We start from the raw sequence: 24,843 nt of genomic DNA, 5'->3' as shown, positions 1-24,843 counted from the left end.
CACTCGAAGGTCCGTGCGTTCCCCTCGCTGGTAGGCTGGCAGACGGCTGCTGACCCCGTGCGGGAGAGTCCTCCAGGCATCATCGGAGGCGCCGAAGGAGCAAATCCTCCCCGGAATCTCTCAGGCACACGTACCGCACGGACGAGGTCACTCTGGAAAGCAGGGCGGGTGCCGACGGCTTCCGCCCTCACCGACGGTGAAAGCCGGCAGCCCTCGGGCGGCCCGGTGAAGCTCTCAGGTCGAGATGACAGAGGGGGAGGCCGTCCGGGCACCCGCGCCGTGGTGCCCCTCGAAGGTCGTCAGACCAGGAGGCCTCCGCAATGACCGCCCCTCGCACTCCGCTCTCCGAGCTCGAACAGGCAGCACCCTTCGAGCAGCGCCACATCGGCCCCGACCACGAGGCCCAGGCCAAGATGCTCGCGCAGGTCGGCTACGGCTCGCTCGACGAGTTGACGGCCGCCGCGGTGCCGGATGTGATCAAGAACGCCGACGCGCTGGACCTGCCGGGCGCCCGCTCCGAGGCCGAGGTGCTGGCCGAGCTGCGTTCGCTGGCCGACCGCAACCAGGTCCTCGACTCCATGATCGGCCTTGGCTACTACGGCACCTTCACCCCGCCGGTCATCCTGCGCAACGTCATGGAGAACCCGGCCTGGTACACCGCGTACACGCCGTACCAGCCGGAGATCTCCCAGGGCCGCCTGGAGGCCCTGCTGAACTTCCAGACCATGGTCGCCGACCTGACCGGTCTGCCGACCTCCGGCGCCTCGCTGCTCGACGAGGGCACCGCCGCCGCCGAGGCGATGGCCCTGTCCCGGCGCATGGGCAAGAACAAGAAGGGCCTGTTCCTGGTCGACGCGGACGCGCTGCCGCAGACCATCGCCGTGATCCAGACCCGCGCCGAGCCGACCGGCGTCGAGGTCGTCGTGGCCAACCTGAGCGACGGCATCCCGGCCGAGGTCGCCGAGCGGGAGATCAACGGCGTCCTGATCCAGTACCCGGGCGCCTCCGGTGCCGTCCGCGACATCAAGCCGGTCATCGACCAGGCGCACGAACGCGGCGCGCTCGTCACCGTCGCCGCCGACCTGCTCGCCCTCACGCTGCTCACCTCGCCCGGCGAGCTGGGCGCGGACATCGCCGTGGGCACCACCCAGCGCTTCGGTGTGCCGATGGGCTTCGGCGGGCCGCACGCCGGCTACATGGCCGTGCACGAGAAGTTCGCGCGCAGCCTGCCCGGCCGCCTCGTGGGCGTCTCCGTGGACGCCGACGGCAACAAGGCCTACCGCCTCGCCCTGCAGACCCGCGAGCAGCACATCCGCCGGGAGAAGGCGACCAGCAACATCTGCACCGCCCAGGTGCTGCTCGCCGTCATGGCCGGCATGTACGCCGTGTACCACGGGCCGGACGGGCTGCGGGCCATCGCGCGCCGCACCCACCGGTACGCCTCGGTCACCGCCGCGGGCCTCGCGGCCGGCGGCGTCGAGATCGTGCACGCCGCCTACTTCGACACGGTCACCGCGCGGGTGCCGGGCCGGGCCGGCGAGATCGTGCACGCCGCCCGCGAGAACGGCATCAACCTGCGCCTCGTCGACGCCGACCACGTGTCGTTCGCCTGCGACGAGACCACCACGCGCGCCCAGGTCGGCGGCGTGTGGAACGCGTTCGGCGTCGAGGGCGACATCGAGGCGCTGGACGCGAGCGCCGAGGACACGCTGCCCGAGGCGCTGCTGCGCACCGACGACTTCCTGGCCCATCCGGTCTTCCACGCGCACCGCTCCGAGACCGCGATGCTGCGCTACCTGCGCCGTCTCGCCGACCGCGACTACGCGCTCGACCGCGGCATGATCCCGCTGGGCTCCTGCACCATGAAGCTCAACGCGACCACCGAGATGGAGCCGGTCACCTGGCCCGAGTTCGGCGCGCTGCACCCCTTCGCCCCCGCCGAGCAGGCGCAGGGCTACCTGACCCTCATCCGCGAGCTGGAGGAGCGGCTCGCCGAGGTCACCGGGTACGACAAGGTGTCGCTGCAGCCCAACGCGGGCTCGCAGGGCGAGTTCGCCGGCCTGCTCGCCGTCCGCGGCTACCACCGCGCCAACGGCGACGACCAGCGCACCGTCTGCCTCATCCCGTCCTCCGCGCACGGCACCAACGCGGCGAGCGCGGTCATGGCCGGCATGAAGGTCGTCGTCGTCAAGACCGCCGAGGACGGCGAGGTCGACGTCGAGGACCTGCGCGCCAAGATCGAGAAGCACCGCGACGAGCTGGCCGTGCTGATGATCACGTACCCCTCGACGCACGGCGTGTTCGAGGAGCACGTCGCCGACATCTGCGCCCAGGTGCACGACGCCGGCGGCCAGGTCTACGTGGACGGCGCCAACCTCAACGCCCTGGTCGGCCTCGCCAAGCCCGGCCACTTCGGCGGCGACGTCTCCCACCTGAACCTGCACAAGACGTTCTGCATCCCGCACGGCGGCGGCGGTCCGGGCGTCGGCCCGGTGGCCGTGCGGTCGCACCTGGCGCCGTACCTGCCCAACCACCCGCTCCAGCCCGCGGCCGGACCGCAGACGGGCGTCGGACCGATCTCGGCGGCGCCCTGGGGCTCGGCCGGCATCCTGCCGATCTCCTGGTCGTACGTCCGGCTGATGGGCGGTGAGGGACTCAAGCGCGCCACCCAGGTGGCCGTGCTGTCCGCCAACTACATCGCCAAGCGCCTCGAGCCGCACTTCCCGGTGCTGTACACCGGTCCGGGCGGTCTGGTCGCCCACGAGTGCATCATCGACCTGCGCCCGCTGACCAAGGCGACCGGCGTGAGCGTGGACGACGTCGCCAAGCGGCTGATCGACTACGGCTTCCACGCGCCGACGATGTCCTTCCCGGTGGCCGGCACGCTGATGATCGAGCCGACCGAGTCCGAGGACCTGGCCGAGCTGGACCGGTTCTGCGACGCGATGATCGCCATCCGCGCGGAGATCGACAAGGTCGGCTCCGGCACCTGGCCCGCGGACGACAACCCGCTGCGGGGCGCTCCGCACACCGCCGGAGCCCTGGGCGGGGACTGGGACCACGCGTACACGCGCGAGGAGGCCGTGTTCCCGGCCGGAGTGTCGGTGGCCGACAAGTACTGGCCGCCGGTGCGCCGCATCGACCAGGCCTTCGGCGACCGGAACCTCGTGTGCTCCTGCCCGCCGCTGGACGCCTACGCGGACTGACCAGGCCGCGGTGAAGGCCCCGTCCCCGTCCGGGGCGGGGCCTTCACCCTTGCCGCGTCGTGGCGAGCGCGACCTCGGTCGACTTGATCAGGGCGACGACGTCGGAACCCACGAAGAGGCCCAGTTCCTCGGCCGCTTCCCTCGTGATCACGGCGGTGAGTTCGGCGTCGTCCACGGCGACGTGGACGGCCGCCATGGCCTCGCCGAGCGTGATCCGGGTGACCGCGCCGGGCAGCTTGTTGCGGATCGACAGGCCTTCGGTCCGGCCGGTGGCCAGGGAGACCTCCGTCGACTTCACCAGGGCGCGGACGGCCGTTCCGGCGCTCAGGCCGAGGTCGTCGGCGGCCTCCCGGGTGATGGCCGCGGTGAGGTCCCGGCCGCCGGACAGGCGGACCCTGACCGTCGTCATGACCTCGCCCGGGGTGAGGGCGGTGACGGTGCCGGGGAGCTGGTTACGGATGCTCAGGCTCATGGGGGCACCGTAGCCCGGTGGTGCCGTCATGCCGGGTATGCGTGGGTCTGCGCCGCCTTGACCGTCGCCCATACCGGTGCGCCCGGGTGGAGGCCGAGCTCGGCCGCGGCGACCGTGGTGAGGTCGGCGGCGAGTGCGAGTTCGCCGGTCAGGTCCGCGCGGATCTGGTCGCCGTGGGTCTCCAGGCCCGCGACCTCGCACCGCCACAGGTTGCGCGCGCTGGAGCCGGCGGGACGCTCCCCGTACAGGGTCACGGCGCTCGGCGGGAACGCCACGAAGACCGGTCCGGACAGGTCCTCCGTGGTGGTGATGACCGGGCCGCCGTCGAGCCGGACGGTGTGGGCGTCGGCCAGACCGCGGTAGAGGTTCAGGCCGACCAGTCGCGCGATGTAGTCGGTGCGGGGCCGGCGGGCGATGTCGGCGGGGCCGCCCTCCTGGACGACCGCGCCGTGCTCGACGACCACCAGGCGGTCGGCCAGCACCATGGCGTCCAGCGGATCATGGGTGACCAGGACCGCGACGGCCTCGAAGTCGGCCAGGTGGCGGCGGAGCTGGGCGCGCACCTCGAGCCGCGTCCGGGCGTCCAGCGCGGCGAGCGGCTCGTCCAGGAGCAGCAGCCGGGGGCTGGTCGCCAGGGCTCGGGCGAGGGCGACGCGCTGCGCCTGGCCACCGGAGAGACGGCGCGGCTTGGCGCCCGCGTGGCCGGCCAGGCCCATCCGGTCCAGCCACGCGGCGGCCAGGGCCCGGGCCTCGGCCTTGGTCGCGCCCCGGCAGCGCGGGCCGAAGGCCACGTTTTCGAGCGCGGTCAGGTGCGGGAAGAGCAGGTAGTCCTGGAAGACCACGCCGACCGGACGGGACTCGGGCGGCGTGCCGTCCAGGGCGACGCCGTCGAGACGCAGATGACCGCCGGTGAGCGGGAGCAGACCTGCCAGGGCGCGCAGCGCGGTGGTCTTGCCGGCGCCGTTGGGGCCGAGCAGGGCGACGACCTCGCCGGGCGCGGCGGCCAGCGACACGTCCAGGCGGAAGGCGCCGCGGTCCACCACGAGCCTGGCGTCGAGGCCGCCGCCGGGCGCGGTGACGGCGGTGGGCTCCGGTCGGTTCACGTCGTCCTCATCCACCGGTCCCGCAGACCGGCCAGTACGGCGATGGAGACGGCCAGCAGCACCAGGCTGAGGGCGATCGCCGCCGCCGGATCGTTCTGCAGCGCCAGGTAGACCGCGAGCGGCATGGTCTGGGTCCGTCCGGGGAAGTTGCCCGCGAACGTGATCGTCGCCCCGAACTCGCCCAGTGCCCGCGCCCACGCCAGGACGGAGCCCGCCGCGACGCCCGGCGCGATCAGCGGCAGGGTGACCCGGCGGAACGCGGTGAAACGGGAGGCGCCCAGCGTCGTGGCGGCCTCCTCGTACCGGGGGTCGGCGGCCCGCAGGGTGCCCTCCACGCTGATGACCAGGAAGGGCATGGCCACGAACGTCTCCGCGAGGACGACGCCCGTCGTGGTGAACGGCAGCGTGATCCCGAACCACGCGTCCAGCCACTGCCCGATCACGCCGTTGCGGCCGAACGCCAGCAGCAGCGCCACGCCGCCGACCACCGGGGGCAGCACCAGCGGCAGCGTCACCAGCGCCCGCACGAGACCGCGGCCGGGGAAGTCCGTGCGGGCCAGCAGCCAGGCCAGGGGTACGCCGATCAGCAGGCTCAGCGCGGTCGCCGAGGTGGCGCACACCAGCGACAGCCGCAGGGCCTGCCACACCTCGGCGCTGGTCAGCTGAGCGGGCAGGCTCCGCCAGGGGGCCCGCACCAGCAGGGCGACGAGCGGGAGCAGCAGGAACGCCAGGCCGACCAGGGCGGGCACCAGCAGGGGCACCGGCACGGTGCGGGCGCCCCCGCGGGAACGCCCGCGGCGCGGCCCGCCCTCCACGGCGTCCGCCCCGGGCCCGGCGGACTCGGTCACCGCAGGCCTCGTCACGGCGCGAGGAACCCGGCCTCGGTGAGCACCTTCTGCCCCTCGGCGGACTTCACCAACGCGATGAAGGCCTTGCCTGCCTCCGCGTTGGGCGCCTGCTCCAGCAGGGCGATCGGGTAGTCGTTGACGGCCCCGGCCGACTCGGGGAAGTCCACGCCCGCCACCTTGTCGCCGGCCGCCTTCACGTCGGTCCTGTAGACGACGGCGGCGTCGGCCTCCTTCAGCTCGACCTTCGTCAGGGCGCTCTTGACGTCCTGCTCGTACGAGGCGGGGGTGAGCTTCAGGCCGCTCGCCCCCAGGGCCTTCTGCGCGGCGGCGCCGCACGGCACGGTCCTGTCGCACAGCACGACCTTCAGGCCGGAGCGGGTGAGGTCCTTCAGGGAGGAGATCCTGTCCGGGTTGCCGGGCAGCGTGGCGATCTCCAGCCGGTTGCGGGCGAAGGTCGCCGGGGTGCCGGCCGCGTCCCCGGCGTCGGTCACCGTGGCCATCGTCCTGGGGCTGGCGGAGGCGAACACGTCCGCGGGCGCGCCGCTGGTGATGCTGGCGGCCAGGGTGTCGCTGCCGCCGAAGTTGAAGGTGACCCGGGCGCCCGGGTGCTCCTTCTCGAACGTCTTCCCGAGCGCGGTGAAGCTCTCCTTGAGCGAGGCGGCGGCGAACACGGTGACGGTGCCGGAGACCTTCGAGGACGAGGAGGAGGAACCGGCCGTGCCGGAACCGGAGTCCGAGCCGGACGACGACGAGCAGGCGCTCAGGACCAGCAGTGCGGCGACTCCCGCGCCGGTCACCGCCACGGTCCGGCGGATGCTGCGGGTCCTGCGCGCGGAACGGGTCATCACGGGCCACTCCCTCTGTCACGGGTGGGGAGTCCGGCGGGTCCGGCGGCCGGGCACACGTCGGACTCCCGATGCGCCGATCATACTTCCGCATCTGCGAGGGGTAAGTCTCCTGTCTCATCGCATGAGCGAGCCCAGGCGATCGAAAGGCTTGCATGTGCGTTCGTACGGATGTCGGGTGCCGGATGCCCTGTCCAGGGACGGGTCACGCCCTGTCGATATGGACGTTCGTCGACTTGACGCGGGCGGTGGCCTCCATCCCGACCTCCAGGCCGAGTTCCTCGACCGCCTCGCGGGTCAGCAGGGAGACGAGCCGGTGGGGGCCCGCCTGGATCTCGACCTGGGCCGCGACGTCGCCGAGCTTGATCGCGGTCACGATCCCGGGGAAGGCGTTGCGGGCCGACGTGTACGGGGTGCCGTCGTCGGCGGCGCCCGACCGGGCCAGGTCGACCGAGAACGCGGCCAGGTCCCGCCCGTCGACGAGCCGCCGTCCGCCCTCGTCGCGGTGTGTGGTGATCCGGCCCGCGTCCGCCCAGCGGCGGGCGGTGTCCGGGCTGACGCCGAGCAGCCGCGCCGCCTGGCCGATCGTGTAGGACTGCATGCCGGTCACGATAGGCGGAGGCGGAGGGAGGGGTGCGCGGAGGGGTCCCGCCGCGCTGTGGATGCTCGCGACCGCGCCGCCGGGTCGGCCGCGCCGGCGCGGCCGTGTCCGGCAGCCGCCCCGCCCACGCCTGCCGGTGGTTCGTGCTCCGGCGCGGCCTGGAGGGAGTCGGCGTGCTCCGCGATCGCGGGCACTCGGCGGAAGGTGAGTGCCCGTACGCGTCGGGCCGGTCCGCGAAGGTGTCCGCGGGCCGGCCCGGATGCCGGGCGGAGCGGCGTCGTACCGCCCGGTGGGTGCTCAGGCGGCGGTCATCAGCCCGGCGCCGAGCGGGCGGTGCGGGGCGATGATCCTGCCGTCCGGCAGCAGTTCACCGGTGTCCTCGAAGAGGACGACGCCGTTGCACAGCAGGCTCCATCCCTGCTCCGGGTGGTGCGCCACGAGGCGGGCGGATTCCCGGTCGGCGGAGTCGGCTGGAGGGCACGGTGGCTGGTGCTGGCACATGAGTGGGGTCTCTCGGTCCGTCGTGATGGGTGAGTGCGTCGTCTCGTCTGTTCCGCGGCGTGAAACGTCGTCCATGGCCGCCCCCCGTGGTGATGAGTCGGTCCGGTCCCAGTGTTGCCCCGCAGGCGTCGATCCGCAGGTATTTCGCAGGACCGCTTCTTATGGAGGGGAGACGCGTCACCCGCGCGGACGGTTCAGCGCAACTGCACTGTCACTTCGGGTGGTTCACCGTGGCCGGTTGGGACTAGTCCGCCCGGACCGCCGTCCGGGCGGACGGGCGGTCAGGCGGGGGAGCGCAGCAGTCGCGCCGGTGTCACCCGGTGGGTCAGGAGCGGGAGCAGTTCGGTCACCCGGTGCGGCCGGTGGGCCGCGATGCCGGGCGGCGCCGGCGCGAGCGGCACCAGCAGGTCGGTGCCGGCGGGGCACCCCTCGGCCGGGTCCGCGGCCGGGTCGCCGTGCAGCCACAGCGTGAGCATGTAGAGGCCGGGGACCGACAGGAGGCGCGGCTGGTAGGGCTGCGGCACCGTCTCCGCCTGGCGCAGTGCCCTTTCGGTCGAGGCGAGGTAGGGGCCCTCGAAGAAGCGGGAGAAGGTCCACCCGTCCGGGGTCGGCACGGTGTCCGCCGCCGCCACCGTCCGGTCGCCGCTGCGGATCAGGAACCGCCAGCCGGTCAGCCGGGTGGCCGTCACGCCCTCGGCGGATACGCCGTCCAGGACGTGCACGGGCAGCGGCAGTTCGGGGGTGACGGGCCCCTGGGTGCCGAGCAGGGACGGGGTCCGGGCCTCACGGACCGCGGTGGGGGACGACAGGGCGGTCAGGACGGAGCGCAGGGCGGGCGCGGGGGCCGGGGGGACATGCAGGGGCATGGTGGGTCGCCTCTCATTCGAAGGCACGGTGGCGCGAGGGCGGTGCGTGACGGGGCGGGGTGTGCGGGGCGGACGACGCTGTCAGCTCGCGAGCTGGAGAGGCAGGAGCCGGGGTCCGAGAACCGAGAAGTGGGGTGAGGCCTGCCGGCGTGGGCCCGGCGGCAGGATCCTTCGACCGTGGGCGCCGGTCTTCTGCCTTGTCCGCGAAGTTTATACGACATGTGTTCAGACTGTGTTTCAGCTAGCCGTCTGCGGCAAGCAGTACAAGAGCACATTCGGTCGTTGTTATGCGGGAATCCTCCGGATTTCGCACCCGGAACAAGGTGGTGACCTCGGGAAATGTTCACCGAACGGTCGGCCAATTGTCGTCGGCGTTTTTCACTAGACGCCGCGCCCCGAAACTGCGGGATGCGCCATGCCCGGTGAATGTGCCACCGGTCACATCGGTTCAGCGTAACGGGTGCCGGGGCCGCGCGGGGACGTTATCGATCGCTTCGGCTGGGCATCATCCCATCTGACCGGCACACCGGCGGCCGGATCTTCAACCCACCGCTCCGAGAAGGGACTCTTCCATGGGGGAGAAGGTCGTGGCAGGTCAGTTCGACCTGTCCGATCGCCAGCGCTACCGCGACAAGCTCCAGCGGTGCCTGACGGGCCTGGAGCGGCTGCTGGCGGAGAAGAGGTTCGACCGCCCGAAGAACCTGATGGGGCTGGAGATCGAATTGAATCTCGTCGGGTCCGACGGGATGCCGCGAATGTTGAATGCGCAAGTCCTCGAGCGCATCGCGAGCCGTGACTTCCAGACGGAGCTCGCCATGTTCAACCTGGAAGTCAACATCGCACCACACCGATTGGGCGGCCGGGTATTCGACCGGCTCGCCGAGGAGATCCGAACGTCGCTGGCGTACGCGGACCGGAAGGCGGGGGAGATCGACGCGGGAATCGCGATGATCGGTATTCTGCCGACCCTCGACCGGGACGACCTGGTCTCCTCCAACCTCTCGGCCGTCGACCGCTACGCACTGCTCAACGAACAGATCGTGGCCGCCCGCGGCGAGGACTTCACGCTCGACATCGAGGGCGTCGAACACCTCACCTGCACGTCCAAGTCCATCGCCCCCGAGGCCGCCTGCACCTCGGTGCAACTGCACCTCCAGGTCACCCCGGACCGCTTCGCCGACGTGTGGAACGCGGCCCAGGCGGTCACCGCCGCGCAGATCGCCCTCGGCGCCAACGCGCCCTTCCTGTTCGGCCGCGAGCTGTGGCGCGAGTCGCGGCCCCCGCTGTTCCAGCAGTCCACCGACACCCGCCCGCCCGAGCTCCAGGCCCAAGGGGTGCGTCCGCGCACCTGGTTCGGGGAACGGTGGGTGACCTCGGCGTACGACCTGTTCGAGGAGAACCGGCGCTACTTCCCGGCTCTGCTGCCGATCTGCGACGACGAGGACCCGCTGGAGGTCCTGGACGCGGGTGGCGTGCCCAGGCTCGCGGAACTCGTCCTGCACAACGGCACGGTCTACCGCTGGAACCGCCCCGTCTACGACATCGCCGACGGCGTCCCGCACCTGCGGGTGGAGAACCGCGTCCTGCCCGCCGGCCCGACCGTCACCGACGTCATCGCCAACGCGGCCTTCTACTACGGCGTCGTCCGCGCGCTCGCCGACGAGCCCCGGCCGGTGTGGACCCGGCTGCCCTTCGAGGCCGCCGCCGCCAACTTCGACGCGGCGTGCCGCCACGGCATCGACGCCCGCTTCGAGTGGCCCCGGCGCGGCCGCCTGGGCGGTACCACCGAGGTCGACGCGGCCGTCCTCGTACGCGACGAACTGCTGCCGCTCGCCGAGGCCGGGCTGGACGCGTGGGGTGTGGAGCCCGCCGACCGGGACCTGTACCTCGGGGTGATCGAGGAGCGGTGCCGACGCCGGGTCAACGGCGCTTCCTGGCAGGCGGCCACGTTCCACCGGGCCCTGGAGACGGGTCTGTCCCGGGAGGCGGCACTGGCCGCGACGACCAGACGCTACGTCGAGCTGATGCACCAGGGCGATCCGGTGCACCTGTGGCCGGTGGGCCTGCCGGAGCCGGCGCCGCTGGGCTGACCACCGCCGGGCCCGCCCCCCGCCGCGCGCCGCCTCATACTGATCGGGCAAGCTGTGACGTCCCAGCTGGAGGCAGGTGTGCATGGCGGAGGCGGGCCCGGTGGACGACGCGTTCCCTCAGAAACCACTCGACGGGGGACCCCCGCGCGAGGGGCGGCTCTCGCGGCGGATCCTGCGTGACGAGACGCTGCTCGTCCTGGCGCTGTCGCTCGGCGCGAGCGGGGTGTCCGCCCTCATCAGCTTCATCGGCTCGCTCACCCGGCCCGGTGGCCTCAAGGACCAGGCGGCCACCCTCAACGCCTCGGCCGCGCCCGGCCGCCCCTGGCTGGACCTGGCCTGGCAGCTCTTCGGGATCACCACCGCACTGGTCCCGGTCGCCCTCGTCGCCCACTTCCTGCTGCGCGAGGGCAGCAGCCTGCGCGCCCTCGGCTTCGACCGCACCCGCCCGTGGCCGGATCTGGGCCGCGGGGCCGTCGTCGCCGCCGTCGTCGGCAGTACCGGCATCGCCTTCTACCTGGCCGCCCGGGGCCTCGGTTTCAACCTCACCGTGGTGCCCGAGGCGCTGCCCGAGGTGTGGTGGAAGCACCCCGTGCTCATCCTCTCGGCGGTGCAGAACTCCGTCCTGGAGGAGGTCATCGTCGTCGGCTACCTGCTGCGCCGGCTCGACCGGCTGGGCTGGAGCCGGGGCGCCTCGATGGCGGCCAGTTCGGTGCTGCGCGGGTCGTACCACCTCTACCAGGGCATCGGCGGCTTCGTCGGCAACATGGTGATGGGCGTGGTGTTCGTGTACCTGTACCGCCGCTGGGGCCGGGTGGGCCCGCTCGTGGTGGCGCACTCGCTGCTCGACATCGGGGCCTTCGTGGGCTACGCGCTGCTCGCCGGGAAGGTCGACTGGCTGCCCACGGCGTGACGGGGACCCGGGAGGCTTCCGCGTCCCGGTCACGCAGGTCCCAGGAGGCGTCGTCCGGACCGGACCGGGCCGGCTCCGGGCTACGGTGCCCCGCGACCGGCCCGGGCGGGATCCGGATCGGGCCGGACCCCGCGGCCCCGGCACGATCCGAAGTCCCTAGGCCAGCAGCTCGCCCTCGATCACCGTCACCGCGCGTCCGCCCAGCAGCGTGCGGTCCCCGCGCAGTTCCGTGCGGACGCGGCCGGAGCGGGGCGAGGCCTGGAGCCCGGTGAGGACCGGGCGGCCCAGGCGTTCGGCCCAGTAGGGCGCGAGCGCCGTGTGGGCGCTGCCGGTGACCGGGTCCTCGTCGATGCCGACGTTCGGGAAGAAGCAGCGGGAGACGTAGTCGTAGCCGCGGGCGGGGTCCTCCGCGCGGGCCGTGGCGATGATGCCGCGCCGCGAGTGGGCGGCCAGGGCCCGGTGGTCCGGGGCCAGTCCGCGGACGGTCCCCTCGTCGGCCACCTCGACCAGCAGGTCACCGACGTCGGGCCCGGTGTCGAGGGCCGCGCGCGGTTCCGCGCCCAGCGCTTCGGCGATGCCCGCGGGGACCTCGACCGGCGTGAGCGGCGCGGTCGGGAAGTCGAGGGTGATCGAGCCGTCCTCGCGGGGTGTGGCGATCAGGACGCCGCTGCGGGTGGCGAACCGCACCGGACCCTCGTGGGCGCCCGTGGTGTGCAGGACGTGGGCCGTGGCGAGCGTCGCGTGGCCGCACATCGCGACCTCGGTGACGGGCGTGAACCAGCGCAGCGCCCAGTCGGCCTCGGCGCCCGCGGGCAGCGGGTGGGCGAAGGCGGTCTCGGCGTGGTTGACCTCCAGGGCGACCTCCTGGAGCCGGCCGTCCTCCGGGAAGGCGTCGAGGAGCAGGACCCCGGCGGGGTTCCCGGCGAAGGGCCGGTCGGTGAAGGCGTCGACGATTCGGATGCGCATGTCCCTGACGCTAGGCGCTCCGCGAAGCCGCGGGCCAAGGCCAATCCGCGAGTCCTGGCCCGGTTTCCGGCGATGCTCGGCGGGATCCGCTCGGGTCCGGAGCGGATCCCGCCGAGCGTCGCCGGACCGCGGCCCGTCCCGTCGAAGCCGGTCGGTGCCGCGGCACGCCCGTCGTCTTCGCCCGGTCCGTACCGGCGTCCGCGTCCTCACCCGCGGCGGTTGCCCATGGTGCGGGACGAGTCGGCGGGCCGGGGGTCTCGCCGCGCGCCTTCGCGTGCGGGGCGCCGGGGGAGGGAAGCGGTGGTCCGCCCGCGCTCCGGGGGCGGTTCGGCCGCGGGGCCCGGCGGGGACCGTGGCGCAGGCCGTCCGTGTCGCCGGGGCCGCGCGGGCCGTCACGTCCTCGGGGCGGGCGGCCGGCGGCATCGTCGTGTGCGCGTCCCGTCCGCCGATCCGGGGTACTCGCGCTCGCGGCCCGCGCCCGGTCGCTGATCCGGGCCACATCCCCCGGGTGGTGTCGCTGATCCCGGCCCGGGCCGCCTCGCCCTCCGCGCCGTGGCGGAGCTCGAGGCCGGTCCGGGGGCCGGTGCCCCCGGACGCGGTCACCGCTTCCGGGCGGCACACGCTGTGACCGGGCTCCGGACCGAAGCACTCCTCGCCCTCGCGGGCGGCGAGTTCGGCCGCGGGGCGCTGGGAGGCAGCCGGAGGAGCCGCGGCGCCGGTGGTCCGGGCGGCGGCAGGCGAGCCCTCGCCCGGGTCCCAGGCCTGCTGCGCGGCCGTACGGGCCGTCCGGCGCCAACGGGCCGCCCGCGGACACCAGATGGCGGCGGACGGCCGCTTCGGCCCGGAGACCGCCCGTGCCGTACGCGCCTTCCGGCGCGGTCAGCACCCGACCTCCGGCGGCGTCACCGGGCCCGCCGTCCCGCGGCGTCTGCTCACCGCCGTCCGATGCCACCGCTCCGGGCCGGCGCGGTCCGTGCGCGGAGCCGCCTCCACGTCCGGCCGGACGGATCGCCGGGCTGTCGGCAGGGGCTTGTCGGCCGATAGTTATCGATATATCGTTGAAGCATCGCGACAGATCGACGACTGAATGGAGTGATGGCGATGCGCACCCACGGGTTCGAGCGTGGACACGGGGGACACGGACGTGGCGAGGGCGGCCCCTTCGGCTCCTTCGGACGTGGCGGCTTCGACGGCCGGCGCGCGGCGTTCGGCCCCTTCGGGCCGGGCGGTCCCGGTGGTCCCGGCGGTCCTTTCGGGCCGGGCTTCGGTCCCGGTCCGTGGGGCGGCCGGGGGCGGGGCGGCCCCAGGGGGAGGGCGCGGCGCGGCGACGTGCGCGCGTCGATCCTCGCCCTGCTCAAGGAACGCCCCATGCACGGCTACGAGATGATCCAGGAGATCGCCGAGCGCAGCGGCGGGGCGTGGAAGCCCAGCCCCGGTTCGGTGTACCCCACCCTCCAGCTGCTGGAGGACGAGGGCCTGATCGTCAGCGAGAGCGAGGGCGGAAAGAAGCTCTTCTCGCTCACCGGGGCGGGCCGCACCGCGGCCGAGGACGGCCCCGAGGCGCCCTGGGAGGAGGCCTCCCGGGGTGTCGACTGGGAAGCGCTGAACGACATCCGGCAGGCCGGCTTCGGGCTGATGGAGGCCTTCGGCCAGGTCTGGAAGACCGGCAGCAAGGAGCAGCGGGAGAAGGCGCTCGCCGTCATCGGCGACGCCCGCAAGAAGCTGTACCTGATCCTCGCCGACGAGGACTGACCGGTACGGCGCGGCCGGGCGCCCCGCGGAGCGGTCCGCGGGGCGCCCGCGCGTGCGCGCCGCGCCGCGTTCGGTCCGTCCGCCGTGTCGCCGCCGCGTCGAACAGGTCCCACGCGCGCGGGGAGGCGCTCTCGTCGTGGCGGTGCCGGGCCCGCCGGAACGGGCCGGCGGCCGGCGCGTCCTCGGCCGCCCGCACCCGGTACACGTACTGCCGGCCCTCGACCGCCGGCGGTGCCACCGGCCGGCACGCGCACCCGTTCCCCGTGCCCCTGCCGGACCCGCGGCGGCCCGTCGGGGTCGTGCCGCGGGGCGGCGCGCGGGGACCAACGGCGTGATCTCATCCGTAAGGAGGATATTCCGGTTCGCCGGGTCCACTCTGCGTGGGACGCCGAAATGCTTCCGTCCGGGGATGCCCCGGGCCGGAGGGGCTGATGTGCTGGGGGACGTGCAACCCCGTATCCCCCGGCAGTCGGCCGGCGAGCAGGGCGGCCGGCGCCCGGACGGTGCCGACGCCGACGCGTCGTCCAGCGCGGAACTGGCGCCGGTGGTCTCCGGTGCCCGCCGCAGAGCGGTGCGGGACGGGGACCGGCAGACCGACACGGCCCACCTGCTGCACTCCCTCCTGGAGTACGACCCCGAGGCGCGGGCCGTCCTCGGCGAGGGGCCGCAGCTCGCCCGCCTGCTCGGCTACCTCGTGCAGCGCAGCATCGGGTACGGCCTGCGCTGGCAGAGCGCCGTCGAGGACTCCGGCGCCGTGCCCGCGGTGACCGGGGCCGCCGGATTCTCGCCGCTGGCCGCGGCGGCCATGGAGGACGCCCGCGCCCGCGCCGCCCGGCGGGGAGCGGCCGAGGCCAGCGGCGTCGACCTGCTCGCCGCCCTGGTCGCGGATCCGCAGGCCCGGGCCTGCGAGGTGCTCGGTCGCGCCGGCGTCGATCCCCGCGCGGTCCTCGCCCGGGTGGAGAACCACTTCGAGCCGACGCCCTGACCCCACGGCCGGCGCCGCGCCGGATGTCCAGCCGGTGAGACAGGTGTCATCAGGGATGACGCTCATGTCGTCCCCTGTCATCATGTGCCGGTGCAGACGACTGACAGCCCTCGCGGCAGCCGGGGAAAGGGTGCCGGGCTCGGGCTCGCGCTCGCCTCGGCGGTCGCCTTCGGAGGTTCCGGTGTCGCGGCCAAGCCGCTGATCGAGGCGGGTCTCGACCCGCTCCACGTGGTCTGGCTGCGGGTGGCCGGCGCGGCCCTGGTGATGCTGCCGCTCGCCGTGCGCCACCGCGCGCTGCTGCGCCGCCGCCCCGGACTGCTGGCCGGCTTCGGACTCTTCGCCGTGGCGGGTGTGCAGGCCTGCTACTTCGCCGCGCTCTCCAGGATCCCCGTCGGCGTCGCCCTGCTCGTCGAGTACCTGGCACCCGCCCTGGTCCTCGGCTGGGTGCGGTTCGTGCAGCGCCGGCCCGTGACGCGGGCGGCGGCGCTCGGCGTGGTCCTCGCGGTCGGCGGACTCGCCTGCGTCGTGGAGGTCTGGTCCGGCCTCGGCTTCGACGCCCTCGGGCTGCTGCTCGCGCTGGGCGCGGCCTGCTGTCAGGTCGGCTACTTCGTCCTGTCCGACCAGGGCAGCGACGCGGGCGACGACGCGCCCGACCCGCTGGGCGTCATCGCGTACGGGCTGCTCGTGGGGGCCGCCGTGCTCACCGTGATCGCCCGTCCCTGGACCATGGAGTGGTCCCTCCTCGCGGACACCGCGCCCATGAACGGCACCCCCGTCGCCGCCGCCCTGCTGCTGGCCTGGATCGTCCTCGTCGCCACGGTCCTCGCCTACGTCACCGGCGTGCTCTCCGTGCGCCGTCTGTCACCGCAGGTCGCGGGCGTCGTGGCGTGCCTCGAAGCGGTCATCGCCACCGTCCTGGCCTGGGTCCTGCTCGGCGAACACCTCTCGGCGCCGCAGATCGTCGGCGGCGTGGTGGTCCTCGTGGGCGCCTTCATCGCCCAGTCCTCGGCGCCCGCCAAGGGGTCCGCGGAACCGGTGGCGAGCGGCGGGCCGGAAAGGGAGTTGTCCGGCCGGGGAACGGCGGCCTAGGGTGCCGGTCATGCACGCGACCGCACTCGTCCTTCCGCCTCCGGCCGCCTGAGGCGGGCCCCGGTGGCCGCCCGGCGCACGGTCGCCCGGGCCGGTCGGTGCTGCCCGCAGACGCCAGTCCGTCCACCCCCGCCCGAGGGGTGGTCCCCGACGTCCGCGCCCCGTGCGCGTCTGCGGAGAAACTCGTGTCGAACGCCGTCCCCGGCCTGCCCGTAGGGCGTGGCCTCCTGTACCTGATCGTCGCCGGTGCCGCCTGGGGCACCGCCGGTGCCGCCGCCTCGCTGGTCTACCGGTCCAGCGACATGGGGCCCTCGGCCCTGTCCTTCTGGCGCTGCGCCGCAGGTCTCCTGCTGCTGCTCGCCGTACGCCCGCTGCGCCCCCGGGCGCGGCCCGCCGTGCCCGAACCGCCGCGGCGCAAGGCGCTGCGGGCCGTTCTCACCGGTCTCGGCCTCGCGGTGTTCCAGACCGCCTACTTCGCCGCCGTCCAGGCGACCGGACTCGCCGTGGCCACCGTCGTCACCCTCGGCGCCGGCCCGGTGCTCATCGCGCTCGGCGCCCGCCAGGTCCTCGGGGAGCGGCTGGGCCGGGGCGGAGCGGCCGCCGTCGCCGGCGCCCTCGCCGGGCTCGGGGTGCTCGTCCTCGGCGACGGCAGGGCGTCCGTCGAGCCCCGGGGCGTCCTCCTCGCCCTGGTGTCGGCGGCCGGGTACTCCGCGATGACGCTCCTCACCCGCTGGTGGGGGCGCGACGGATCGGCGGACGCGGCCGGCACGTCCGTCGGGGCGTTCGCCGTCACCAGCCTCTGCCTGCTGCCCCTCGCCCTCGCCGAGGGGCTGGTGCCGCACACGGCCGAACCGGTCCGGCTGCTGTGGCTCCTGGCCTACGTCGCGGCCGTCCCGACCGCCCTCGCCTACGGCCTCTACTTCGCCGGAGCGGCCGTCGTCCGGTCGGCCACCGTGTCCGTGATCATGCTGCTGGAGCCGGTCGGCGCGGCGGCGCTCGCCGTCGTCCTGCTCGGTGAGCACCTCACGGCGGCGACGCTGGCCGGCACGGTGCTGATGCTCGGGTCGGTCGCCGGGCTCGCGGTGGCGGAGGCGCGCCGGGCGCGGAGGCCGCCGGCGCTCGCCTGACGGCGTCTCCCGCGCGGGGCCCCCGCCCCGACGGCGTCACCCGCTCCCACGGGCGGAGCGAAGTCACAGGGCGGTCAGGTAGCCGGGCAGCCCGACGCCCGCTTCCAGGCCCGGGTCGGCGACCGGGGCGTCGTAGCCCTTGCGCAGCGGGACGAGGCCGGCCCAGTGGGGGAGGGCGAGGTCCTCCGGCTCGTCGTTCACGCCGCCGGTGCGGAGCTTGGCGGAGACCTCGTCCAGGTCGAGGCGGATCACGGCGGTGGCGGCCAGTTCCTTCCTGCTGGCCGGCCGGGAGTCGTGCGAGCGGCCGGGGACGACGTGGTCGACCAGGGCGTCCAGGGCCGTGCGCTTCTCCTCCGGGTCCGTCACGTCGTACGCGGTGCCGTGCACCACGACCGACCGGTAGTTGATCGAGTGGTGGAAGGCCGAGCGGGCCAGCACCAGGGCGTCCACGTGCGTCACCGTCAGGCACACGGGCAGGCCCGGGTCCGCCTGACCCGTCATCCGCAGCGGGCGCGAGCCCGTGGAGCCGTGCACGTAGAGGCGCTCGCCGACCCGGCCGTACAGCGTGGGCAGGACGACGGGGGCGCCGTCGCGGACGAAACCGAGGTGGCAGACGTAACCCTCGTCGAGTATCGCGTGTACCAGCTCCTTGTCGTAGGAGGCCCGGTCGGCGGAGCGGGTGGGGACGGTGCGGTCGGTGGGCGAGTAGGCGGTGGCGGGCTGCGACGGCGTCCGCGTGGTCCCCTGCATGGCACTCTCCATTGCACTAGTACATAATCGTGTTTGTGCTAGGAGAGTATCGGATCACGGGACGCGGCGCGGCGGAGATTTCCGCGAGCGTCGAACGCGCGGTCAGCGCGGGCGAGCTGAGTCCGGGCCAACCACTGCCTCCCATGCGGGAGTTGGCCGAGCGGCTGGGAGTGAACCCCAATACCGTCGCCGCGGCCTACCGCACGCTGCGGGAACGCGGGGTCATCGAGACCGCCGGCCGGCGGGGCAGCCGGGTGCGCGCGACGCCGGCGACCACGGGGCGCGAGTTCATCCGCGTCGAGGTGCCCGAGGGCGTGCGCGACGTGTCCGAGGGCAATCCGGACCCCGCGCTGCTGCCCGCGCTCGGCCCGGTGTTCGCCGCGGCCGCCGGGCAGGGCGACCGGGAGCCGGTGCTGTACGGGCACGCGCCCGTGGAGCCGGAGCTGGAGCGCCTGGCACGCGCCGAACTGGCCGCCGACGGCGTGCCGGACGGACCGGTGGCCGTCACGTCCGGCTCGCTGGACGCCATGGAACGGGTGCTCGCGGCGCACCTGCGGCCCGGCGACGCCGTCGCCGTCGAGGACCCGGGCTGGGGCAGCCTGCTCGACCTCGTGCCCGCGCTCGGCCTGCGCACGGTCGCCGTCGGCGTCGACGACGAGGGGCCGCTGCCCGACGACGTGCGCCGCGCCCTGGCCGCCGGGGCCCGCGCCCTGGTCGTCACGGACCGCGCGCAGAACCCGACGGGCGCCGCGCTGAGCGCCACGCGCGCGCGTGCCCTGCGGTCCGTCCTGCGGGACCACCCGGAGACGCTGCTGATCGAGGACGACCACGGCCACCGCATCGTCGACCTGCCGCTGCACCCGCTCGCCGGTGCGACGCACCGCTGGGCCTTCGTCCGCTCGGTGGCCAAGGCCTACGGACCCGACCTGCGGCTGGCCGTGCTCACCGGCGACGCCGTCACGCTCGACCGGGTGCGCGGCCGGCAGCGGCTGGGCCCCGGCTGGGTCAGCCGAGTCGTCCAGCGGGCCGTGGTGCTGCTGTGGACCGAGGGCGCGGTGGACACGCGGGCGGTGGCGGCGGCGTACGGGCGGCGCCGGAACGCGCTGCTCGGCGCGCTCGGACAGCGCGGGGTCACGGCGCAGGGGCGCAGCGGCATGAACGTGTGGATCCCCGTGCCGGACGAGACCGGCGCCGTCGCCCGTCTGCTGCACGCCGGCTGGGCCGTGGCACCCGGAGCCCGCTTCAGGATCGGCGCCCCGCCCGGCGTCCGGATCACCGTCTCGGCCCTGGCCGACGGGGAGGAGCGTCCCCTGGCGGACGCGGTCGCGGCGGCGTTGGGGCCGGGGCGGCGCTACGTCTGACGCGCCCGGGCCGGCGCCGGTGCGGTGCCGTGCCCGACGCGCGGTCGGACCGTCGCCTTCCGGTTTTCCCGGACCGGACGCGCCGGCCCCGCGGGGCGGGGCGCCCTGGGCCGTGCCTGGGTCAGCGCCGCGCCTGCGAGGACGACGACCGCGCCGACCGGCGTCGACCAGGACAGCGACTCGCCCAGCAGCGCGACGCCCGCGGCCGTGGCGATGACCGGCGTGAAGTACGTGACCATCTGGGCCGTCGTCGGGCCCACCTCGGCGACCAGGTCGTACTGGATCAGGAAGGCGAGCCCGGTGCCGAGCGCGCCCAGCGCCGCGACCGCCAGCACGGGCAGCACCGGGAAGCTCGTCGGCGCCGAGGTGAACAACGGGGTCACGAAGGCCAGTTGAAGCGTCGCGAGCAGCAGCTGCGTCCCCGTCAGGGACAGGTGCGAGTGGCTGGAGCCGGCCAGGGTGCGGCGGACGTGGATCCAGCCGACCGGGTAGCTCAGCGAGGCGAGCAGGGCCAGCGCCGTACCTGTGGCGTCCAGGCCGTGGAAGCCCTGCCAGACGCCCAGCACCGTGAGGACGCCCAGGAAGCCGATGCCGAGGCCGGCCACCCGCAGCCGGGTCGGCCGGTCCTCGGACAGGGCGACCAGGGACAGGGCCATGCCCCACAGCGGTGAGGTCGCGTTGCAGATACCCGCCAGGGACGACGGGATCGTCAGCTCCGAGTAGGCGAAGAGGGAGAACGGCAGCGCGTTGAGCAGGAACCCGGCGACCGCCAGGTGCGCCCACGTCCGCGCCCCGCGCGGCAGCCGCTCCCGCCTCACCGCCATCACCACGGCGAGCACCGCCGTACCGAACACCAGCCGGCCCAGCGTGACCTGGAACGGGGCGAAGCTCTCCGTCCCCACCTTCATGAAGAGGAAGCTGAAGCCCCAGACGAGGGCCAGGATCCCGAAACGCAGCCGCCAGTCGAGGGCGCGGCGGGGTGCGGGGGAGGGGGCGACGCTGTTCATGGGGGCAACGATCCCGCAGCTCTTTTCGTAGCACAATCGAGATTTCACGCGTAGTATCTCGTAGCATCGCTTACATGTTGAACCTGGAGCGCCTGCGCACCCTCGACGCCCTCGCCCGGCACGGATCGGTCAGCGGCGCCGCCGAGGGCCTGCACGTCACCACCTCGGCCGTCTCCCAGCAGATGTCCAAGCTGGAGCGCGAGGTCGGCCAGCAGCTGCTGGCCAAGAACGGCCGGGGCGTGCGGCTGACGGACGCGGGCCGGCTCCTCGCCGAGCACGCGGCGCGCATCCTCTCCCAGGTCGAACTCGCCCAGTCCGACCTCGAGGCCCACCGCGGGCAAGTGGTGGGCGAACTGAGGCTGTCGGCGTTCCCGACCGCCGCCCGCGGGCTGTTCCCCGCCGCGCTGTCCGCCCTGCGCGCCGAGCACCCCGCCCTGCGCATCCGCTCCAGCGAGCTGGAGCCCGAGCGCGGCATCGCGGGCGTCGTGCGCGGCGACCTCGACCTGGCCGTCGTGCTCGACTGGTACAACAAGCCGATGCCGCTGCCCGACGGCCTGGTCAAGGCCCCGCTCCTCGACGACCCCGCGGACGTGGCCGTGCCGGCCGGACACCGGCTCGCGGGCCGGGACGAGGTGGACCTCGCCGAGTTCGCCGAGGACGAGTGGATCACGTGGGCCGAGGGCGAGTTCTGCCACGAGTGGCTGGTGTTCACGCTGCGCTCGAAGGGCATCGAACCGATCATCGGCCACCGCGCCGCCGAGACCCACACCCAGCTCGGCCTGGTCGCCGCGGGGCTCGGCGTGTGCATCGCCCCGCTGCTCGGCCGCCATCCGATGCCCGCCGGAGTGGTCACCGTGCCGCTGCGCCAGCGGGTGCGCCGGCACGTGTACGTCGTCTGGCGCGCGGACGCCGACCGCCGCCCGTCGATCCGCGCGGCGGTCGGCGCGCTGCGGGCGACGGCCGCGCAGCAGGGCTGAGGGCGGGGTTTTTGGACCTCTTCGCGGACGGGCCCGTCGCGGGCGGCCCCTCAGGCGAGGCGGATCGAGTCCCCGCTGACCGTGATCGGCACGGCGGGCAGCGGCTCGGGCGCGGGGCCGCCGCGCACGCTGCCGTCGGTGACCGAGAAGGCGCTGTTGTGACAGGGGCAGTGGATGGCCCCGTCCGCGACGCTCCTCACGGCGCACCCCTGGTGCGTGCAGACGGCCGAGAACGCCTTGAACTCGCCCGCCGTGGGCTGGGTGACCACCACCTTCCGGTCGGCGAACACCTTCCCGCCGCCCTCGGGGATGTCGGCGGTCGCCGCGAGCACGGTTCCGCCGCCCGTGTCCCCCGTGCCACCGCCGCCCGGGCCGCCGTCCTCCGCCGTGCCGGACGTGCCGCTCCCCGAGTCCGAGGAGCCCGAGCAGGCGGTCAGGGCGGCGGCGAGGCCGGCCGCCCCCGCCGCCACGACCGTACGGCGGGCCGGTCCCGATGTGGGGTGAAACGATGCGCTGGTCATGCCGATGACGTTCCTTTCCGGGGCTGGACGCGTGGTCTGCCCGGAGGTACGGGCGCGGGGCACGGACCGTTCAGACCGTGCCCCGCGCCCCGTGCCACCGGCCGCCTCAGTGGTCCGCGGACGGGAGCGTCGGCAGGTACCTGGGCGCCCGCCAGGCGTCCAGCCGGTGCTCCACCGCCGCCCCCAGGGACAGCAGCGCGCCGTCCTGACGGTCGCCGGCCATCAGCAGCAGACCGACCGGCAGTTCGCCCACGAACCCGGCGGGCACGGACAGCGAGGGGTACCCGGCGACGGCGGCCGGGGTCGAGGACGGGATCACGTCGTTGTCGCCGCGCGCGCAGTCGGTCGTCCACGCGGGCGGATTCGCCGGGGCGGCGATGGCGTCGAGGCGGTGGGCGGCCATCGTCTCGTCGATGGACCGCCGGGACAGGTCCGTCAGCTCGGCGCGCGCGGCCAGGTGGTCCGGGTCGGTGGGCGGCGGCGCGGCCAGGGCCTGCTCGAACAGTTCCTGACCGGCGAAGCAGGTCCGCTCCCCGGGGTGCGCGCGGTTGAACTCGATCAGCTCGGCGAGGTCGCGGGGCCCCTCGCGGGTGGCGAGGTAGGCGTCGATGTCCCGGTGGAACTCGGTGATCAGCGCCGGGAACTCCAGCTCGCCGAGCCGGTCCTGGTACGGCGGAGTCACCTCGACGACCTGCGCCCCGGCCGCGCGCAGCCGGGCCGCGGTACGGGTCATCAGGGCGTCCACCTCGGCCCCGAGCGAGGGCAGGCGCCACAGGCCGATCCGCTTGCCGCGCAGGGCGCCGGGGCGCGCGGCCGCGTCCGCGAGACCGAGGGCGGCGTCGGTCTCCACGCCCCGGTGGCCGCTGAGCACCGCGAAGGTGATCGCCGTGTCGATCACGGTGCGCGCCATGGGGCCCGCCGTGTCCTGCTCGGCGGAGATGGGGACGACACCCGACTGGCTGACCAGCCCGAGGCTGGGCTTGTGGCCGACGACGCCGTTCATCCCGGCCGGGCACACGATGGAACCGTCCGTCTCGGTGCCGATCGCCACCTGTGCCAGCGACGCGGCGAGCGCGGCGGCCGAACCGGAGGACGAGCCGCAGGGGTTGCGGTCCAGGACGTACGGGTTGTTGGTCTGCCCGCCCACCGCCGACCAGCCCGAGGTCGGCTTCGCGGCGCGGAAGTTGGCCCATTCGGACAGATTGGCCTTGCCGAGGATCACCGCGCCCGCCGCCCGCAGCCTGCGCACCAGCTCGGCGTCCCGCACCGGCGGCTTGCCGGCCAGGGCCAGGGATCCCGCCGTCGTCGGCATGTCGTGGGTGTCCACGTTGTCCTTCAGCAGGACGGGGATGCCGTCGAGCGGGCCGAGGGTGGTCCCGCGCCGGTGCCGGGCGTCGCTGGCGGCCGCCTGGCGCAGGGCCGTCGGGCTGGTGCGCAGCACGGCGTTGAGCTTCGGGTCGACGGCGTCGATCCGCCGCAGGTAGGCGCGGGTCAGTGCCGTGGAGGTCAGCGATCCGCGCTTCATGCGCGTCTGGAGTTCGGGGATCGTGACCGTGTCGAGGTCCACGCCGCGGAGGAGGGGTGTTCCGGCGGGCGCCGAGGCGTCGGCGGCACCCGCCTCGGAGGCTTCGGAGGCCTCGGCGCGGGGGCCGGGCGAGGTGGCCAGCAGAGCGGGCACGACCACGGCCGCGGTCAGCGCCGTGATGCTTCGTCTCTTCATGGGGACAGCCCACTGCATACGGCCGTCCGGTGCAAGGGCCCGCCGTGGCAAGGGAGTTCGCGGGAGAACGGGTCTGCGTCAGGTGCGGTGCGGCGATGCCGCCCGGCGCGTCCACGTGTCCGTGGTCGGCACCGGCCGCGGGGGACCGGCCGTGGTCGCGCCCGCCCTTGCGGACTGCCCGGACCGGCGAGGACGCGTGCGTCGGAGGAGCGCCATGGAGTCCCGGGCGGTCGACCGGTGCGTCGCCGGGCCGGGAAGGGCGGCGCGCGGCCCGCGGACGGCCGTCCCGGCCCGGCGGAGAAGGCCGAGGACGGCGGAGAAGGCCGAGGACGGTGAGCCGAGAACATCGTTCCCCGGCGATGATTTCGCCCCGGCAGGAGAGTCTTCCCCGGGCAAGACCCCGTCGGGAGACCGATGTCCGGCCCGGGGGGAATCACGAACCTCGACAGGAGTCCCGCCGATGACCGAACCGGCCCTGACAGCAGACCGCGACCGCGAGAGCGGGATCTGGTCCCTCATCCGCGCCGAACGGGCCGCGCTGGCGGCCGATCTCGCGGACCTGACCGACGGACAGTGGGCGACGCCGTCGCTCTGCGCCGGCCTGACGGTGCGTGAGGTGCTGGCCCACCTCACCGCGGGTGCGAGCCTCAACGCCGTGAGATGGCTGGCGGGGGTGATCCGCTGCCGGTTCGACTTCGACGAGCAGGTGGCCGTGCGGCTGGCCGAGCAGCTCGGCGCCGGCCCGGCCGAGACCCTGGAACGGTTCCGGCGCGTCGTCCCCAGCACGACCAAGCCCCCTCTGCCCGCCATCGCCATGCTGGGCGAGACGATCGTGCACGGGGAGGACATCCGGCGACCCCTGGGCATCCGCCGCGACCACCCGATCGGGACCCTCACCAGGACGGCCGAGTACTACCGGGGCTCGGACCTCGTGGTCCTCGCGAAGGGACGCGTCGCCGGCCTGGGGCTCGTGGCGGACGACGGCCCGTTCACCGCCGGTTCCGGCCCCCTCGTGACCGGCCCGACCCTGGCCCTGGTGATGGCCATGACGGGGCGCGCGGCGTACTGCGACGATCTCGGGGGCGACGGTGTGGAACTGCTCCGCGGTCGCTGCGGGACGGCGTGACGCGACGGCGCGGCGTCCGG

At 74.4% G+C, this 24,843-nt stretch carries 22 protein-coding genes and 1 riboswitch; of the genes, 10 read left to right on the top strand and 12 right to left on the bottom strand.

The features are described from left to right. Positions 1 to 50: 50 nt before the first annotated feature. Positions 51 to 146, top strand: a riboswitch (glycine riboswitch). A 174-nt stretch (positions 147 to 320) separates the two neighbouring features. Next, positions 321 to 3,206, top strand: coding sequence for an aminomethyl-transferring glycine dehydrogenase (gcvP, locus tag ACZ4V6_RS12140; RefSeq protein ID WP_467825555.1), 2,886 nt, complete (start codon positions 321 to 323; stop codon positions 3,204 to 3,206). A 43-nt stretch (positions 3,207 to 3,249) separates the two neighbouring features. Here gcvP and ACZ4V6_RS12135 read toward each other — a convergent pair whose 3' ends face one another. The 7 genes from ACZ4V6_RS12135 to ACZ4V6_RS12105 form a co-directional block, all read right to left on the bottom strand. Next, the gene (locus ACZ4V6_RS12135; RefSeq protein WP_467825553.1) at positions 3,250 to 3,678 is read right to left on the bottom strand and encodes a TOBE domain-containing protein; all 429 of its coding nucleotides are present in this window, start codon (positions 3,676 to 3,678) and stop codon (positions 3,250 to 3,252) included. A gap of 26 nt (positions 3,679 to 3,704) precedes the next feature. Next, complete coding sequence (locus ACZ4V6_RS12130; RefSeq protein WP_467825550.1) at positions 3,705 to 4,781, bottom strand: ABC transporter ATP-binding protein; 1,077 nt, start codon at positions 4,779 to 4,781, stop codon at positions 3,705 to 3,707. Next, a complete protein-coding gene (gene modB / locus ACZ4V6_RS12125; protein WP_467825650.1) occupies positions 4,778 to 5,596 on the bottom strand; it encodes a molybdate ABC transporter permease subunit in 819 nt (272 codons plus the stop codon). The genes ACZ4V6_RS12130 and modB overlap by 4 nt, the downstream gene beginning before the upstream one ends. Before the next feature lie 44 nt (positions 5,597 to 5,640). Further along, the gene (gene modA / locus ACZ4V6_RS12120; RefSeq protein ID WP_467825547.1) at positions 5,641 to 6,474 is read right to left on the bottom strand and encodes a molybdate ABC transporter substrate-binding protein; all 834 of its coding nucleotides are present in this window, start codon (positions 6,472 to 6,474) and stop codon (positions 5,641 to 5,643) included. 205 nt (positions 6,475 to 6,679) lie between these two features. Then, positions 6,680 to 7,075: a TOBE domain-containing protein gene (locus ACZ4V6_RS12115; protein ID WP_467825544.1), complete on the bottom strand. Its 396-nt coding sequence runs from the start codon at positions 7,073 to 7,075 to the stop codon at positions 6,680 to 6,682. A 297-nt stretch (positions 7,076 to 7,372) separates the two neighbouring features. Continuing rightward, positions 7,373 to 7,576 (bottom strand): DUF5999 family protein, encoded by a 204-nt coding sequence (locus ACZ4V6_RS12110; protein WP_467825542.1) that lies wholly within the window; start codon positions 7,574 to 7,576, stop codon positions 7,373 to 7,375. A 281-nt stretch (positions 7,577 to 7,857) separates the two neighbouring features. Next, positions 7,858 to 8,442, bottom strand: coding sequence for a hypothetical protein (locus ACZ4V6_RS12105; RefSeq protein WP_467825541.1), 585 nt, complete (start codon positions 8,440 to 8,442; stop codon positions 7,858 to 7,860). A 572-nt stretch (positions 8,443 to 9,014) separates the two neighbouring features. Here ACZ4V6_RS12105 and ACZ4V6_RS12100 point away from each other — a divergent pair. Both ACZ4V6_RS12100 and ACZ4V6_RS12095 read left to right on the top strand, forming a co-directional pair. Next, positions 9,015 to 10,532 carry a glutamate-cysteine ligase family protein gene (locus ACZ4V6_RS12100; protein WP_467825540.1) on the top strand — a complete coding sequence of 506 codons (1,518 nt, stop codon included), beginning with the start codon at positions 9,015 to 9,017 and terminating at the stop codon, positions 10,530 to 10,532. Positions 10,533 to 10,614: 82 nt separating this feature from the next. Beyond that, a complete protein-coding gene (locus ACZ4V6_RS12095) occupies positions 10,615 to 11,442 on the top strand; it encodes a CPBP family intramembrane glutamic endopeptidase (RefSeq protein WP_467825537.1) in 828 nt (275 codons plus the stop codon). A gap of 156 nt (positions 11,443 to 11,598) precedes the next feature. Here ACZ4V6_RS12095 and ACZ4V6_RS12090 read toward each other — a convergent pair whose 3' ends face one another. Continuing rightward, positions 11,599 to 12,408, bottom strand: coding sequence for a PhzF family phenazine biosynthesis protein (locus tag ACZ4V6_RS12090; RefSeq protein ID WP_467825535.1), 810 nt, complete (start codon positions 12,406 to 12,408; stop codon positions 11,599 to 11,601). Positions 12,409 to 13,509: 1,101 nt separating this feature from the next. Between ACZ4V6_RS12090 and ACZ4V6_RS12085 the strand changes: the two genes are divergently transcribed. The 4 genes from ACZ4V6_RS12085 to ACZ4V6_RS12070 all read left to right on the top strand — a co-directional run bounded on the left by ACZ4V6_RS12085 (position 13,510) and on the right by ACZ4V6_RS12070 (position 17,361). Continuing rightward, a complete protein-coding gene (locus ACZ4V6_RS12085) occupies positions 13,510 to 14,160 on the top strand; it encodes a PadR family transcriptional regulator (protein ID WP_467825533.1) in 651 nt (216 codons plus the stop codon). A 445-nt stretch (positions 14,161 to 14,605) separates the two neighbouring features. Continuing rightward, positions 14,606 to 15,145, top strand: coding sequence for a Clp protease N-terminal domain-containing protein (locus ACZ4V6_RS12080; RefSeq protein WP_467825530.1), 540 nt, complete (start codon positions 14,606 to 14,608; stop codon positions 15,143 to 15,145). Positions 15,146 to 15,229: 84 nt separating this feature from the next. Beyond that, the gene (locus ACZ4V6_RS12075; RefSeq protein WP_467825527.1) at positions 15,230 to 16,234 is read left to right on the top strand and encodes an EamA family transporter; all 1,005 of its coding nucleotides are present in this window, start codon (positions 15,230 to 15,232) and stop codon (positions 16,232 to 16,234) included. A 185-nt stretch (positions 16,235 to 16,419) separates the two neighbouring features. Continuing rightward, complete coding sequence (locus ACZ4V6_RS12070; protein WP_467825524.1) at positions 16,420 to 17,361, top strand: DMT family transporter; 942 nt, start codon at positions 16,420 to 16,422, stop codon at positions 17,359 to 17,361. 63 nt (positions 17,362 to 17,424) lie between these two features. On the opposite strand, the gene ACZ4V6_RS12065 is transcribed toward ACZ4V6_RS12070, so the two are convergent. After that, the gene (locus ACZ4V6_RS12065) at positions 17,425 to 18,111 is read right to left on the bottom strand and encodes a pyridoxamine 5'-phosphate oxidase family protein (RefSeq protein WP_467825521.1); all 687 of its coding nucleotides are present in this window, start codon (positions 18,109 to 18,111) and stop codon (positions 17,425 to 17,427) included. Between the two features lie 35 nt (positions 18,112 to 18,146). On the opposite strand from ACZ4V6_RS12065, the gene ACZ4V6_RS12060 reads away from it, so the two are divergent. Further along, complete coding sequence (locus tag ACZ4V6_RS12060) at positions 18,147 to 19,472, top strand: aminotransferase class I/II-fold pyridoxal phosphate-dependent enzyme (protein WP_467825519.1); 1,326 nt, start codon at positions 18,147 to 18,149, stop codon at positions 19,470 to 19,472. On the opposite strand, the gene ACZ4V6_RS12055 is transcribed toward ACZ4V6_RS12060, so the two are convergent. Next, the gene (locus ACZ4V6_RS12055; protein ID WP_467825516.1) at positions 19,463 to 20,479 is read right to left on the bottom strand and encodes a DMT family transporter; all 1,017 of its coding nucleotides are present in this window, start codon (positions 20,477 to 20,479) and stop codon (positions 19,463 to 19,465) included. The two genes, ACZ4V6_RS12060 and ACZ4V6_RS12055, sit on opposite strands and share 10 nt — an antisense overlap. A 74-nt stretch (positions 20,480 to 20,553) precedes the next feature. Between ACZ4V6_RS12055 and ACZ4V6_RS12050 the strand changes: the two genes are divergently transcribed. After that, complete coding sequence (locus ACZ4V6_RS12050) at positions 20,554 to 21,456, top strand: LysR family transcriptional regulator (protein WP_467825514.1); 903 nt, start codon at positions 20,554 to 20,556, stop codon at positions 21,454 to 21,456. A 50-nt stretch (positions 21,457 to 21,506) separates the two neighbouring features. Here ACZ4V6_RS12050 and ACZ4V6_RS12045 read toward each other — a convergent pair whose 3' ends face one another. Both ACZ4V6_RS12045 and ACZ4V6_RS12040 read right to left on the bottom strand, forming a co-directional pair. Beyond that, on the bottom strand, positions 21,507 to 21,977 hold the full coding sequence (locus ACZ4V6_RS12045) for a Rieske (2Fe-2S) protein (protein WP_467825511.1): 471 nt from the start codon (positions 21,975 to 21,977) through the stop codon (positions 21,507 to 21,509). Positions 21,978 to 22,083: 106 nt separating this feature from the next. Then, complete coding sequence (locus ACZ4V6_RS12040) at positions 22,084 to 23,697, bottom strand: amidase family protein (RefSeq protein ID WP_467825508.1); 1,614 nt, start codon at positions 23,695 to 23,697, stop codon at positions 22,084 to 22,086. A 460-nt stretch (positions 23,698 to 24,157) separates the two neighbouring features. On the opposite strand from ACZ4V6_RS12040, the gene ACZ4V6_RS12035 reads away from it, so the two are divergent. Beyond that, a complete protein-coding gene (locus tag ACZ4V6_RS12035; RefSeq protein ID WP_467825506.1) occupies positions 24,158 to 24,823 on the top strand; it encodes a maleylpyruvate isomerase family mycothiol-dependent enzyme in 666 nt (221 codons plus the stop codon). The last annotated feature ends 20 nt before the right edge of the window (positions 24,824 to 24,843 follow it).

It is taken from the genome of Streptomyces sp. NPDC029152, from assembly GCF_055564355.1.
Note: the sequence above shows the minus strand (reverse complement) of the source record. Positions and strands in the feature narration are given on the sequence as shown.

Excerpts from the sequence above, each read along its gene's own strand:
- gcvP (WP_467825555.1), top strand. The coding sequence starts at position 321 with ATGACCGCCCCTCGCACTCCGCTCTCCGAGCTCGAACAGGCAGCACCC.
- ACZ4V6_RS12135 (WP_467825553.1), bottom strand. The coding sequence starts at position 3,678 with ATGAGCCTGAGCATCCGTAACCAGCTCCCCGGCACCGTCACCGCCCTC.
- modA (WP_467825547.1), bottom strand. The coding sequence starts at position 6,474 with ATGACCCGTTCCGCGCGCAGGACCCGCAGCATCCGCCGGACCGTGGCG.
- ACZ4V6_RS12115 (WP_467825544.1), bottom strand. The coding sequence starts at position 7,075 with ATGCAGTCCTACACGATCGGCCAGGCGGCGCGGCTGCTCGGCGTCAGC.
- ACZ4V6_RS12110 (WP_467825542.1), bottom strand. The coding sequence starts at position 7,576 with ATGTGCCAGCACCAGCCACCGTGCCCTCCAGCCGACTCCGCCGACCGG.
- ACZ4V6_RS12105 (WP_467825541.1), bottom strand. The coding sequence starts at position 8,442 with ATGCCCCTGCATGTCCCCCCGGCCCCCGCGCCCGCCCTGCGCTCCGTC.
- ACZ4V6_RS12100 (WP_467825540.1), top strand. The coding sequence starts at position 9,015 with ATGGGGGAGAAGGTCGTGGCAGGTCAGTTCGACCTGTCCGATCGCCAG.
- ACZ4V6_RS12095 (WP_467825537.1), top strand. The coding sequence starts at position 10,615 with ATGGCGGAGGCGGGCCCGGTGGACGACGCGTTCCCTCAGAAACCACTC.
- ACZ4V6_RS12090 (WP_467825535.1), bottom strand. The coding sequence starts at position 12,408 with ATGCGCATCCGAATCGTCGACGCCTTCACCGACCGGCCCTTCGCCGGG.
- ACZ4V6_RS12085 (WP_467825533.1), top strand. The coding sequence starts at position 13,510 with ATGCGCACCCACGGGTTCGAGCGTGGACACGGGGGACACGGACGTGGC.
- ACZ4V6_RS12065 (WP_467825521.1), bottom strand. The coding sequence starts at position 18,111 with ATGCAGGGGACCACGCGGACGCCGTCGCAGCCCGCCACCGCCTACTCG.
- ACZ4V6_RS12055 (WP_467825516.1), bottom strand. The coding sequence starts at position 20,479 with ATGAACAGCGTCGCCCCCTCCCCCGCACCCCGCCGCGCCCTCGACTGG.
- ACZ4V6_RS12050 (WP_467825514.1), top strand. The coding sequence starts at position 20,554 with ATGTTGAACCTGGAGCGCCTGCGCACCCTCGACGCCCTCGCCCGGCAC.
- ACZ4V6_RS12045 (WP_467825511.1), bottom strand. The coding sequence starts at position 21,977 with ATGACCAGCGCATCGTTTCACCCCACATCGGGACCGGCCCGCCGTACG.
- ACZ4V6_RS12040 (WP_467825508.1), bottom strand. The coding sequence starts at position 23,697 with ATGAAGAGACGAAGCATCACGGCGCTGACCGCGGCCGTGGTCGTGCCC.
- ACZ4V6_RS12035 (WP_467825506.1), top strand. The coding sequence starts at position 24,158 with ATGACCGAACCGGCCCTGACAGCAGACCGCGACCGCGAGAGCGGGATC.